At 64.2% G+C, this 12398-nt stretch carries 12 protein-coding genes; 9 read left to right on the plus strand and 3 right to left on the minus strand.

Annotated elements, in window-relative coordinates:
• Positions 1 to 156: 156 nt before the first annotated feature.
• The 5 genes from SM753_RS12715 (at position 157) to SM753_RS12735 (ending at position 6910) form a co-directional block, all read left to right on the plus strand.
• A complete protein-coding gene (locus SM753_RS12715; RefSeq protein ID WP_323191876.1) occupies positions 157 to 3111 on the plus strand; it encodes a PAS domain S-box protein in 2955 nt (984 codons plus the stop codon).
• A 131-nt stretch (positions 3112 to 3242) separates the two neighbouring features.
• On the plus strand, positions 3243 to 4436 hold the full coding sequence (locus tag SM753_RS12720) for a threonine synthase (protein ID WP_323191877.1): 1194 nt from the start codon (positions 3243 to 3245) through the stop codon (positions 4434 to 4436).
• Positions 4437 to 4832: 396 nt separating this feature from the next.
• Positions 4833 to 5522 carry a metal-dependent transcriptional regulator gene (locus SM753_RS12725; protein ID WP_323191878.1) on the plus strand — a complete coding sequence of 230 codons (690 nt, stop codon included), beginning with the start codon at positions 4833 to 4835 and terminating at the stop codon, positions 5520 to 5522.
• A complete protein-coding gene (locus SM753_RS12730) occupies positions 5519 to 6163 on the plus strand; it encodes a TMEM165/GDT1 family protein (protein WP_323191879.1) in 645 nt (214 codons plus the stop codon). Before SM753_RS12725 ends, SM753_RS12730 begins: the two co-directional genes overlap by 4 nt.
• Positions 6164 to 6238: 75 nt before the next feature.
• The gene (locus tag SM753_RS12735; protein ID WP_323191880.1) at positions 6239 to 6910 is read left to right on the plus strand and encodes a LysE family translocator; all 672 of its coding nucleotides are present in this window, start codon (positions 6239 to 6241) and stop codon (positions 6908 to 6910) included.
• Here the strand turns inward: SM753_RS12735 and SM753_RS12740 are convergent.
• Positions 6907 to 7590 carry an HD domain-containing protein gene (locus SM753_RS12740; RefSeq protein WP_138796917.1) on the minus strand — a complete coding sequence of 228 codons (684 nt, stop codon included), beginning with the start codon at positions 7588 to 7590 and terminating at the stop codon, positions 6907 to 6909. The genes SM753_RS12735 and SM753_RS12740 overlap by 4 nt on opposite strands.
• A 209-nt stretch (positions 7591 to 7799) precedes the next feature.
• Here SM753_RS12740 and SM753_RS12745 point away from each other — a divergent pair, with 209 nt between their 5' ends.
• The 4 genes from SM753_RS12745 (at position 7800) to SM753_RS12760 (ending at position 11188) form a co-directional block, all read left to right on the plus strand.
• Positions 7800 to 8507, plus strand: coding sequence for an alanyl-tRNA editing protein (locus tag SM753_RS12745; RefSeq protein WP_323191881.1), 708 nt, complete (start codon positions 7800 to 7802; stop codon positions 8505 to 8507).
• 65 nt (positions 8508 to 8572) lie between these two features.
• Positions 8573 to 9604: a DUF3179 domain-containing protein gene (locus SM753_RS12750; protein WP_323191882.1), complete on the plus strand. Its 1032-nt coding sequence runs from the start codon at positions 8573 to 8575 to the stop codon at positions 9602 to 9604.
• Positions 9605 to 9922: 318 nt separating this feature from the next.
• Complete coding sequence (locus SM753_RS12755) at positions 9923 to 10306, plus strand: hypothetical protein (RefSeq protein ID WP_323191883.1); 384 nt, start codon at positions 9923 to 9925, stop codon at positions 10304 to 10306.
• Positions 10307 to 10330: 24 nt separating this feature from the next.
• Positions 10331 to 11188 (plus strand): helix-turn-helix domain-containing protein, encoded by an 858-nt coding sequence (locus SM753_RS12760; protein ID WP_323191884.1) that lies wholly within the window; start codon positions 10331 to 10333, stop codon positions 11186 to 11188.
• Between the two features lie 47 nt (positions 11189 to 11235).
• Here the strand turns inward: SM753_RS12760 and SM753_RS12765 are convergent, their stop codons facing one another.
• On the minus strand, positions 11236 to 11958 hold the full coding sequence (locus tag SM753_RS12765) for a hypothetical protein (RefSeq protein WP_135533494.1): 723 nt from the start codon (positions 11956 to 11958) through the stop codon (positions 11236 to 11238).
• Positions 11959 to 12057: 99 nt separating this feature from the next.
• Positions 12058 to 12333, minus strand: coding sequence for a HalOD1 output domain-containing protein (locus SM753_RS12770; protein ID WP_323191885.1), 276 nt, complete (start codon positions 12331 to 12333; stop codon positions 12058 to 12060).
• Positions 12334 to 12398: the final 65 nt, after the last annotated feature.

Here is a 12398-nt window from a genome sequence, read left to right on the forward strand (position 1 = left end):
CGTTCGGACTACGGGACGGATGCGCTGACAAACGAAGCGATGTCGCGGAGCAGTCGGCCACCTGTTCCCGGACATACGACGGAGAGATGTGCGGTGAATGTCACCTGCTATGCAATTGACGGAACTCATTTAACCAGCCACTTCCGCCTAGAGGGTGTGTCACCGCCAGAATCGCATGGCGATGTCCACGCCGAAACACTGGCGCTCTTCGACTCGCGTGACGACCCGTCCGAACCGCTCACGACTCGGGAAGTCGCCGACGCTCTCGACTGTGCGAGCGGGACTGCGACCGACCGTCTGGAGAAACTCGCCGTCAACGGCGACCTGAGGGCGAAACGGGTGGGCGATGGGGACGCCATCTGGTGGCGACCTCCGTGGGCTAGTCTCTTCCCTGAAATGCCCAGTCCGGACGAGAGCGGACTGCCGTCGTTAGTGAGTGACGCCTTGGACAGCGCTAGCATCGGCGTGTTCGTTCTCGACGCGGACTTCACGGTCGCGTGGGTAAACGAAGCGGCCAGCCGCTACTTCGGCATCGACCGATCCGACGCTATCGGGCGAGATAAGCGACAACTCATTCGTGAGTCGATCACTGACGCCGTCTCGAACACGGACGAGTTCATCGACACGGTCCTCGCTACCTACGACAACAACACGTACGACGAAACGTTCGAGTGCCGGATCACTCCCGGCGACGACGGCGAGAGCCACTGGCTCGAACATCACAGCAAGCCCATCGAATCGGGGCGGTACGCCGGCGGCCGCGTCGAGTTTTACTACGACATCACCGACCGGAAACTGGCAAACGATGAACAGCAACTCCAGTTGTCGGTGAGCCGCTCGATCGCGAACGCCGAGTCGCTTGAGGACGGCCTGCGAACGGCGCTCGAAGACGTCTGTGAGTGGACCGACTGGACGGGCGGGCAGGCGTGGGTCCCGAGCGGCGACGGGTCAGTCGAGCGATTGACCGACGCGTCCGTCGAGTCGTCGGCGTTTGCAGCCTTCGGCGAAGCGTCGACTGACTTCACGTTCGGTCCCGGCGAAGGGATACCGGGCCGGGTTCTGGAAACGTCGGAGCCGGTCTGGTTCCCGGACGTATCGGCAGTCCCGGAAACCGTCTATCCCCGTACCGATCTGGCGGACGAAGTCGGGATGAAAGCTGGTCTGGGCGTCCCCGTTATCGTCGACGGCGAGGTCGCGGTCGTCCTCGAATTCTACATGTTCGAACGCCGGACGGCCGACGAGCGCCAGGTCGACACCGTCAGTTCGGTCGCCGCGGAACTCGGCAGCTTCGTCGCCCAGAAACGGGCCGAGGACGCTCTCAACCGCGAGCGAGTCCTCCTCGAACAGATGATGGAGTCCGCACCGGTCGGTATCTCGGTACTCTCGTCAAACGGCGAGATCGATCGGGCTAATTCGCGTTCACTGGCCTTACGCGGCCTTTCTGACGAGGATATCGAGCGGTTCCACGTCGGCGACCAGACGTTTTACGACCAGGCCGGTGAGCCGATACCGTTCGAGGATCAACCGTTTGCGAAGGTGATCGAGACCGGCGAGCCAGTCTACGACTGGACGGCTCAGGTCGAACTTCCGGACCGTTTCAGTCGATCTATCTCGATCAACGCAGCGCCGATCCTGAACAGCGACGGGGACATCGAACAGGTAGTGACCGTCGAAGAGGACATAACGGAAATCCGGGAACAGTACCGGGCGATAACGGAGGCGGCGAGCGACGTAATCATCACCGTCGACGAGACCAGTACGGTCCGGTCGGTGAATCCGGCTGTCGCCGACGTGTTCGGATACAGTCAGGCGGAACTCACCGGTGAACCGCTGGCTAAACTCATGCCCGAGGACCTGACCGAACAACACGACGAAGCATTGCGGCGATATCTCGAAACGGGTGAGCGTACCATCGACTGGGACTACGTCGAACTTCCCGGAGTGCGCGCGGACGGAACGGACGTCCCGCTGGCGATTTCGTTCAGCGAGATCGAGCATGAGGGTGACACGCTTTTCACCGGCATCATCAGGGACATCACCGAGCGAAAGGAACGCGAATCGGAACTCGAACTGTTCCGGAATCTCATCGACCACTCCAACGACGGGGTGTTCGTCATCGACCCCGAAACGGCGCAGTTTCTGGACATCAACGATACGGCCTGCCATCGACTCGGCCGCGACCGGGCGGAACTGCTCGACATGACGGTACTGGACATCGAGACGAATCTCCCCGACTTCGATGCTTTCCGGGACCACGTCAAAGAACTCCGGGCGAAGGACTCACTGACGTTCGAGGGGGCTCACCGGCGGGCGGACGGAACAACCGTCCCCGTAGAGGTCAACGTCACTCACGTGGAACTCGACCAGGAGTACATGCTCGCCGTCGCCCGAGACATCACCGAGCGCATGAAGTACCAGCGAAAACTCGAGGAGTCCAACGAGCGCCTCGAACAGTTCGCGTACGCGGCTTCGCACGACCTCAAAGAACCGCTTCGGATGGTTTCGAGCTACCTCCAGTTGATCGAGAAACGGTACGCCGACGAACTCGACGAGGACGGACAGGAGTTTCTCGACTTTGCGGTCGACGGGGCCGACCGGATGGGCGAGATGATCGACGGATTACTTGAGTACTCCCGAGTCGACACGCAGGGCGAACCGCTCGAACCGGTCGAACTGGACGCGGTCGTAGAGGATGTCCTCGAAGACCTACAGTTCCGTATCGAGGAAAGCGACGCCGAGATAACGACGGAGTCACTGCCGCGCGTAGAGGGCGACGCCAGCCAACTGCGGCAGGTGTTCCAGAACCTCGTCAGTAACGCGATCGAATACAGCGACGACGGACCGCTGCGGATCCACATCTCCGGCGAAACCGAGGGGAACAAGCAAACGATCTCCGTCTCCGACAACGGGATCGGTATCGACCCCGACGACACCGAACGGATATTCCGGGTGTTCCAGCGACTACACAGTCCGGAGGAACACGCCGGAACCGGCATCGGTCTGGCGCTCTCTCGGCGTATCGTCGAACGCCACGGCGGCGACATTTGGGTCGACTCCGAACCCGGAGAGGGATCGACGTTCTCGTTCACGCTGCCGCCGGCTGAGGACTGATCCGCGCGCCTTGCCGTGCCGTTGAGGTGATCCTGACGAGACTGTTTTCAGACCCGACCGCACCGCCGACGAGGCCGACGCGACGGCGACGGAGAGACAGGACTTAGGTGCCGGCACGGCAACTCCCCGCTATGGACACGACGGAGGCGTTCGTCGGACTGGAGTGCCTGGACTGCGGCGAGACGTTCGACGCCGAGACGGCGACTCACCGCTGCCCCGACTGCGGCGGTATACTCGACCCGACCTACGACTACGACGCAGTCGAGTTAGACCGCGACACGCTCGCCGAGCGACCGTTCGAAACGATGTGGCGCTACGAGGAACTGCTCCCGTTCACGCGGGACGCTGCCGTGACGATGGACGAGGGGGCGACCCAACTCGTCGAGTGTCCCGACCTGGCCGACGAACTCGGCGTCGGGCGCGTCCTGCTCAAAGACGAGGGGCGTAATCCGACCGGGACGTTCAAGGACCGCGGGCAGACGGTCGCCGTCACCGCCGCCGCACAGCACGAGGCGGAGGACGTGGCGCTCGCCTCCGCGGGCAACGCCGGGCAGGCCGCGTCGGCGTACGCCGCCCGCGCTGGCCTCGACTCGCACGTCTTTCTCCCCTCGCGCGCCGGGTTCACGAACAAGGCGATGGTGAACGTCCACGGCGGCGACATGACCGTCGTTGGCGGTCGCATCGGCGACGCCGGCGCGGCCTACGATGACGCGATGGCCGACAACGACGACTGGTACTCGCTCCAGACGTTCCAGACGCCTTACCGCCACGAGGGGAAAAAGACGATGCTGTACGAGATAGTCGAACAGGAGGACTGGACGGTTCCGGACGCCGTTGTCTACCCGACCGGCGGCGGCGTTGGCCTCGTCGGCATGCACAAGGGCGCGAAGGAACTTCGTGATCTGGGGCTGACCGACGAACTGCCGGCGATGTACGCCGCGCAGTCGGCGGGGTGTGCGCCTATCGTCGACGCGTTCGAGCGCGGCCTCGACCGCCACGAACCGACGGAGACGCCCGACACCATCTGCGGCGGCATCGAGATCCCGGACCCGGGCGCGAGTCCGCTGATCCTCGATGCGCTCCGCGAGAGCGGCGGCGGTGCGGTCGCGACCGACGACTCCGAGATCCTTGAAAGCGCCATCGCCGTCGCCCAGAACGAAGGGCTGGAGATGGGAGCGACCTGCGCGGCGGCGGCAAGCGGCGCGTGGGAACTCTCGGAACGGGGCGAGTTCGACGAGGACGACACCGTTGTTCTGCTGAACACCGGCGCGGGCAACAAGGACGACGACATCCTGCGGAGCCACCTGATGGGACAGGGCGTATAACACGACGCTTTGCGCTGTCGTTCGGAAACCGCTCCGCTGTTCCAGCGACGACGAGACGGCTCGGCCGTCTCGAACCACCGCGTGCCGAGCGGTCCGCCGGCGGCGGGCCGCTCGCAGTCCTCGCAGAACGCTCGACCGAACTCACTCCTTTCGCTACGTTCGCGCCGTTCAGTGGTCGTACTCAAGAACCCGAGATCCGTGGCATCGCTGGGATCTGCGATTTCCGCTGAGACCGCTCCTGCGCTCGTTCGCGGGTACATCGCTTGCAGAAGCCCTGCCCTCCCCCGTCGACGCGCGCCTCGGCGGTCGGCGACGCGCGTCCGGCCGACCTCTCAGCGACACAATGTTTTGACTGCAAAACACTTATGTTTAGACGTGTCTAATCCTTGGTTGAGAATGTTGAGCGACGTGATGGAAGATTATCTGAAAGCGATCTACTATTTGGAGCGAGACGAGGGCGCGCCCATCGGAACGTCGCGGCTCGCGGAGTATCTGGACGTTACCGCGCCCACTGTCACCAGCATGGTCGACAGTCTGGAGGAGCGCGGACTGGTGGACCGCGAGAAGTACAAGGGCGTCGAACTGACGACGGACGGCGAGACTGTCGCGGTGGAGGTTGTTCGCCATCACCGACTACTGGAGGCGTATCTCACCGAACACCTCGACTACGACTGGACAGAGGTCCACGACGAGGCCGACGCGCTGGAACACCACATCAGCGAGGAGTTCGAGCGCCGGGTCGCGAACGCGCTCGGGGACCCGGAGGTCGACCCGCACGGCGATCCGATCCCGAGTCCGGATCTGACACCGCCCGACGAGGGAACCGGAACGCGCCTCGACGAACACGGCGAGAACGAACGGCTCAAAGTCGAACGCGTGAGCGACCGGGACGCCGACGAACTGGCCTACCTGCAGGACGCCGGCGTCGTCCCCGGAACGGTGCTCGAAATCACCGATGTCGCGCCGTTCGGGATGGTGACCGTCGATGTCGACGGGGACGAACAGAGCCTCCCGGAGTCCGTCGCCCGTTCGATCCGCGTGTCGGTTGCGACCGATAGCGACGAGTCGGTAGTCGAGGAAGCATGACAAGTTGGATCGACGTGCTCGTCATCGCGTTCACGGCCCAACTGCTCGCGCTTCCGGGCGAGAAGGGACAGTTCGTCATCGCCGGGCTTGCGACGAAGTACCGCCCCGTCATCGTCGTCGCGGGTGCCGCGTGTGCGTTTGCCGGATGGACCGTTCTTGAGATAGCCCTGGGCCGGGCGCTTCAGGGGGCCCTCCCCGAAACGTACCTCGACATCGCCACCGCCGTCCTGTTCGTCCTGTTCGCGGGGATGCTTCTCTACTCGATCCCCGAGACGGACGCTCCGATGATCACCGACGGCGGCCTGCTAACTGATATCGACGTCGCTGGCGACGGTCGGGCCGCCGGGTTCGTTCCGTCCTTTTCTGTGATGGCGCTCGGCGAGTTCGGCGACAAGACCCAACTGATAACTATCGGCCTCGCCGCGCAGTACGCCGCCGGGTCGGCTATCTGGGCGGGCGAAATGCTGGCTATCGTCCCCGTGAGCATGGTCAACGCCTACTGCTTCCACCGCTTCGCTCACGCGTTGGAGGAGTACAACGTCAAGCGGTATCTCTACCTGCTCTCCGCGGTCGTCTTCCTGGCTTTCGCCGCCGACATCACTGCCGACCTGACGTTCGGCGTCTCCGTGCTTCCGCTGTAGGCTCCCGTGCGGACGAAGCGGCGACTCCGACCGCTGTCGGACGGTTTTTCACGGCTCACCGGGGTATGTATGGGTATGTCGATGCTGACGTCCGCCGTCGCTGGAGTCGTCTTCGGAGTCGCCCTCGCCGCTCCGCCGGGCCCGATGAACGCGATTATCGCCGAAGAGAGCGTTCTGCGGGGATGGCGGTCGGGGTTCTGGGCCGGACTCGGCGCGATGACGGCGGACGCAGTCTTCTTCGTGCTGGCGCTGTTCGGGGTCGTCGCCGTCGTCGAGCGCCTTCCGACGCTACGAGCGGCGATGGTCGGCGTCGGCGGACTGTTGATGCTTTACTTCGCCTACGGCGCGTTCACGGATGCGTCGGGCGGGTTCACCGGCGATCCGGCAGAGACGGACAAGGGGTTCCGCAAGGCGTTCGTACTGGCGCTGACGAACCCGTACCAGATCGTCTTCTGGTTGACACTCGGCGTTGGCCTGTTAGAGCCCGGAACACTCGACGTGTTCGCTCCGGTGCCGTACGTCGGCGAGGCGCTCGCAGGGACGTTCGTCGTCGAAACGGGATCGCCGGCGCTTCTGGTCGGATTCTTCGGCGGGATCGTGCTCTGGATCGTGGGATTCCCTGCGGCGCTCGTGAGCGCCGGACGACGGACCGACGCGTTCGCGCCCGCCGTGGCGTACGTGAGCGCCGCCGTGCTGGCCGGGTTCGGTGTCGTCTTCCTGTCGGATGCCGCCGGAACGCTGCTTTAAAACGCCGGTTCGTCTATCGCGGACACTTCGTCCGAGAGCCACTCCCGGAACCATTTGACGCGCTTGAGTCGGCGGTAGGCGATGCTCTCGGCCGTGTCGGTCTGGACGCGGTCGGCGGCGTCCCGACCGCGTTCGAGGACGCGTTCGACCATCTCGGCGGCGTCCATGTGGGTCCGTGCCTCGTACCCCATCCGCAGCAACATCAGCGCGGTCCCGTTCGCGCCGACCTTGTCGAGCAGGTCGGCCTCGACGAGACACTGCGTCTCTAACGGCAGGTCCGAGAGGTCGCCCTGATAGGAGTGTTCGGCGACGGAGTTACACACGGCGTCGACGAACGACTGCGGGTAGTCTCCGCGGGACTGCAGATACTCGCGGGCGACGCGGGCACCTTCCTCGGCGTGGATGTCCTGTTCGGCGTCCAGTTTGGCGACGTCGTGAAACAGCGCGGCGACGCGAGTGACGTCGACGTCTGCCCCTTCGGCCCGTGCGATTTCCTCCGCGAGTTCGACGACGTTCAGGATGTGGTTGTGGCGGTAGTCTGCGGAGTGCCAGGGATACCATCGCATCCGTCCCCCCTCGTCCTCGTTTTCGACACTGGCCGAGAGATACTCGAAGACAAAGGCGGCCATCCGGTCGAGTTCCTCGTCGGTAACGCGGGACTCCTTTATCTCAACCCCCACGATACCACCCCCATAGCGTAGATCCGTTACTCATTGGTGTGTATACAAACGTTTGTTCGACTCTTTAGCGTTACGACACCTCGAATGATACTGTCTGCCGTCCCTGTTTCAACTAGGACGGCCCCGCAATTTTCGGGGCCGTCCCCACGAAACGCTTCGCTGACAACCGCACGTCAGTGTATAAGTACCGTCGAATCCTGACACCGGACGTGACCGAACCGCTCTATCTCGATCTATCGGAAAAGTGCGAGTTCGAGGCGACCGTCGAGCGCGTCGCCGACGACAGCATCGTCCTCGACAGGACGCTGTTCTATCCGGAAGGCGGCGGACAACCTCCTGACGAGGGGACGCTCTCCGCCGACGGCCGGACGTGGCGCGTGACGGATGTACAGAAGCGAGACACTATTTATCACGCCGTCGACGGGGAGCCGCCGGCGGCGGGGATGGCCGTCTCCGGCGAACTCGATTGGGACCGTCGCCGGGCGCACATGCGCTATCACACCGCCCAGCACCTCCTCTCGGCGCTGTTGCTGGCTGAGTACGACGCGGAGACGACAGGTAATCAGCTGTACGCCGACCGGGCCCGGATCGACTGCGCGTACGACCGCTTCACGGAGACGGATCTCGCGGACATCACGGCGCGGATGAACGAACTGATCGAGCGGTCCATTCCGGTCGAGTGGTACGAACTGGACAGGGATGTAGCAGAGGAACGCCTCGACCCTGACCGCACCCGGATCCACCTGCTGCCCGACAGCATCACCGAGGTCCGGATCGTGGAGATAGGGGAGTACGACCGCACCGCCTGCGCCGGCACTCACGTCTCGAACACCGCCGAGATCGGTCGGTTCGAGGCGACGGGTCGGGAGACGAAGGGACCAGAGGAGGAACGGCTCTCGTTTTCCCTGTCGTCGTAGTTCCTCCCGCCCGCCGACCGCGAACCGCCACAGCGTTTTCCCCGCGGCCGGCCGAACCGTCACGCATGAACGTGCGACAGGTCATCCCGCGCGACGCCATCCCGAGCGTGGACGACCCCGAGTTCGTCGACGAGTACGACGGTGACCCGGACGACCGGGTCGTCGCGCTTACGGACGCGACACCGCCGAAGGCCTATCCGGTACGGTACCTGCACTATCACGAGATAGTCAACGACGTGATCGCGACGCCCGAGGGCGACCGTCCCGTCGCCGTCACCTGGTGTCCGCTCTGCGGTAGCGCCGTCGTCTACGACCGCGAGGTCGGCAGGGGGACCTCTGTCGACTCCCCGATGGGATCGGACGGCGGATCGAAAGTCTCGACTTTCGGAGTCTCGGGAAAACTGGCCGACGACGACCTGGTGATGTACGACCGCGAAACCGAAAGCGAGTGGAAGCAATCGAGCGGCGAGGCCATCGCGGGCGTTCTGGCGGGGGAGAGCCTGCAGGTTCTCCCGGCCGCGATGACGACCTGGGAGCGGTTTCGCGATTCGAACCCGGACGGCGTCGTTCTGGCGCCCCCCGGCGGCGAGAGCGAGGCCAGCGGCGAGGGTTCCGACCCCGAACCGATCGAGTACGACCAGGCTCCGTACGAGTCGTACTTCGAGACTGAGGGGTTCGGTCTGGCGGCACACCGTGGCGGCGACGGAGAGCGTGAGTGGGATCATCCGAACCTCGACCCGAAGGACGTCGTCCTCGGAATCGAACGCGGCGGCGACGCCCTCGGCGTTCCCCGTCGCCGCATCGAGGAGGCCGGCGGCGTCGTCCACGTCGCGGTCGGTGGGGCGGAGATAGCGGTCTTCTCGACGGCCGATGGCATCCACGCGTTCGAGACGGGTCTGCAGTTCGACCCCGTCGACACCGACTCCGCGGACGGAGAACGGTTTTACGCGGACGGCACGCGCTGGTCCGGAGCGACCGGGGAGAGCCGGGACGGTCGGTCGCTGGACAGGGCCCCGACGCGCCGCCTGTTCGCGTTCGCATGGCGCGACGACCACGGGGACGCGTTTTTCGGGTCCGACGACCGCGACGCGGCGTAGGCGCTGGCTTCCGGTGCCGTACACGGTGCATTACTAATGCGATACCGCTTCTTGAACTGAGTGTGCCGTGGCTGGGTACGTGCGAGAGCCCACCGGCTTTGCCGGCCCCGGGAACGGGTTGTAGGTTCGACTCCTACCCGCGGCGTCGCTGTGACGGTCCGTTCGACTGAGCCGTAGCAGTCCTACCGGAACCGCTCACCGATCTCTGTTGTCACTCTAATCGCCACGACTGTTGTCACTCTAGTAACAACAGATCTGTTCGGATCGTGCGAATGACAATCAGCTTAAAAGAGGCCTGCCAGTACCCGATAGGTAGTGATGGACCGCTTGCAGCGATTTAGCGGGACTGGAACCGTCCGAACTGATGGGGGTGATCGTTCGGTCGACGAGTTGAGCGAGGCGCTCGCTGACCCACGACGACGGATCGTCGTTAGCGCGCTTCTCGACGCCGACAGTTCTGTCCCTGTCGCAGATATCGTCGACCGGATCGCCGACGAGAAACAGAGAGATGCTGACCGCGACGGTTCACCGCCGGACCGCCAGCGGATCCGGACCTCGCTCGTACAGGTCCACATCCCGAAGCTCTTCAGGGCGAACGTCGCGAGTCACGACGACGACGCCGGGACAGTCGTCCCGAAACCGGCGTTGGACGACACGCGGGCGTTGTTGAAACCAGCTGATAGCTCAGGCGGGTCGGTATAACTGATTGTATGAGGGACTACTAGTATGACATCCGACGATGACGCTGTCACGGCGCTCGAATCGGTTGGTTTGACCGAGTACGAGGCTCGCTGTTTCGTCGGGCTCTCTCGGATACGCAAAGGCACCGCCAAGGAGATAAGCCAACTCTCGGACGTGCCACGGTCGCGCGTGTACGACGCCCTCGAACGCCTGCACGAACGCGGCCTGGTCGACGTCCAACAGTCCGAACCGCGGGAGTACCAGGCGGTCGAAACTGAGACAGCCCTCTCCGTGTTCGACCGCGACTTTCGGACGACTCTGGACGAGGTCGACGAGGCGCTGGGCAACGTCGACACCGACCGTCGGCTGGAGAAACAGGGTGTCTGGGCAATCGCGAATCGGGACCACGTGATCGACCGCACCGAGACCCTCCTCGACGACGCCGAGACGGAAGTGTATCTCCTCGTCGGTCACGAGGCGGGCGTCGACGAGGAAGTGTTCGACAAGATCGACGAACTCGCACGGAACGACGTCGACGTCCTCGTCGAGGTCCCGTCCGAGTCGGCCAAAAAACAGGTTCTGGACGTGATCCCGGCCGCGACGGTGTCCGTGTACGAGTCGCTCGACGTGATGCCACCCGAACAGGGGCACAAACCGAGCCACATCGTCATGGTCGACCGCAACGCGATCCTTCTGAGCGCCGCACGGGAGGGCGACCTTCCCGGCGTCACCGAACAGACGGGCATCTGGTGTCGCGGCGTCGACCACGGGCTGCTGGTGTGGATCCGCGGTCTGTTGACCGCGAGGATCGACGACAGTGACGCGTTCGATTACCGCGGAGAGATCGGACTGACCTCCGACGAAGACGCGGCGAGAACCGAAGACGGATCCGACGGGGGCTGACCGGCGACGCGGGTCACCGTACCGACGTGTCGTCCCGCCCCAGAGACCTACAGCGAAACCGACGACAGGTCGGCGTCGACGTCGTCGACGTGTTCGTTGAACGCCTCGACGAACCCGACGACGCCGTCGAGGTTCGCCCGGAGGTCCGCTGGCGACGGCGGGCCGTACTGCGAGAGTATGTAGATGCCGCCGTCGCCGCCCACGCGGAGGTACGAGGTTTCGGACCCGTCTCGCTTCAGTTTCCAGCGTTTCCCGTCGACACGGGCGGTGAACTCGCCGTAGTCGCTCCCCTCGTACCGGTGGAGTTCGCCGGCCATCGCGTTCGCTACCTCGCGGACCTGTGCGACGATCCTGTCGCGCTCGGCGGCGACTTCCTGAGTTGATTCCACCGCCGGGAACGAGGCGGATACGTCGTCCAGAGTGCCCTCTAACGACCGTACGTACTCGTTCCACGCCGCGACGAACGCGTCGTAGTCCTCCATCGCCTCTGCGAGTTCGTCTGGATCCGGTGGCTGTTGTGTCGATACGACGTACGTCTCGCCGCCGGAACGGCCGGAAAACCGGAGGTACTGGAGGACGCCGGCCTCGTACTTGATCGCCCACTCCCCGGCGTCGGTACTGAACGTTTCCGTTCCGTAGTCGTCGCCCCGAAGCAGCGCAAGTTCGCGCGCTATCTGGCCCGCGTGGTCGGTTACACGCGCGACGACCTCGTCGCGTCGCTCTGCGGCCGTCTGGGCGTCAGCCACGTCCGCGTCGGTTCCCTCAGTCATCCGTTTCGAGGACGGGTGCTGCGGGGATAACTTCGTCGGACGGTTCGCTTTCGGGTCGTCGCGGGAACTCAGCAGTCGCTACCGACTTCCGTACGGAAGTCAGTCGGACGTCTGTCGCTTCTGCGACTGACTCCCGCTAGCGGTGTCGTACGGCACGTCCACGCAGACATCCCCCGCGCTGTCGACGGTGATACTGTACTGTTCGTACCTGAACTCGACGGTAGTCTCGTCCGGGTGAGAACTCCGGAGGAACGCGTCGAGCGCGTCGAGGTCGATGGCGTCGTAAAGCGGCGGTTCGAGATCTGTCGGGTCTACGTCTTCGATGCTTGCGATCCGTTTCGCGATTTCGACTCCGACTGGCCCCTCGCTGTGCATAACACCTCTTCTGCCCGCCGATACATAAATCATGTTGGCCGATTGATATTCACCACCACAGAAGG

It is taken from the genome of Halostella sp. PRR32 (genome assembly GCF_034808085.1).
Taxonomy (GTDB): domain Archaea; phylum Halobacteriota; class Halobacteria; order Halobacteriales; family Natronoarchaeaceae; genus Halostella; species Halostella pelagica.

Coding starts and splice junctions, on each gene's coding strand:
- SM753_RS12765 (WP_135533494.1), bottom strand. CDS start 11,958: ATGACTGAGGGAACCGACGCGGACGTGGCTGACGCCCAGACGGCCGCA.
- SM753_RS12760 (WP_323191884.1), top strand. CDS start 10,331: ATGACATCCGACGATGACGCTGTCACGGCGCTCGAATCGGTTGGTTTG.
- SM753_RS12730 (WP_323191879.1), top strand. CDS start 5,519: ATGACAAGTTGGATCGACGTGCTCGTCATCGCGTTCACGGCCCAACTG.
- SM753_RS12755 (WP_323191883.1), top strand. CDS start 9,923: ATGGACCGCTTGCAGCGATTTAGCGGGACTGGAACCGTCCGAACTGAT.
- SM753_RS12735 (WP_323191880.1), top strand. CDS start 6,239: ATGTCGATGCTGACGTCCGCCGTCGCTGGAGTCGTCTTCGGAGTCGCC.
- SM753_RS12770 (WP_323191885.1), bottom strand. CDS start 12,333: ATGCACAGCGAGGGGCCAGTCGGAGTCGAAATCGCGAAACGGATCGCA.
- SM753_RS12750 (WP_323191882.1), top strand. CDS start 8,573: ATGAACGTGCGACAGGTCATCCCGCGCGACGCCATCCCGAGCGTGGAC.
- SM753_RS12725 (WP_323191878.1), top strand. CDS start 4,833: ATGTTGAGCGACGTGATGGAAGATTATCTGAAAGCGATCTACTATTTG.
- SM753_RS12720 (WP_323191877.1), top strand. CDS start 3,243: ATGGACACGACGGAGGCGTTCGTCGGACTGGAGTGCCTGGACTGCGGC.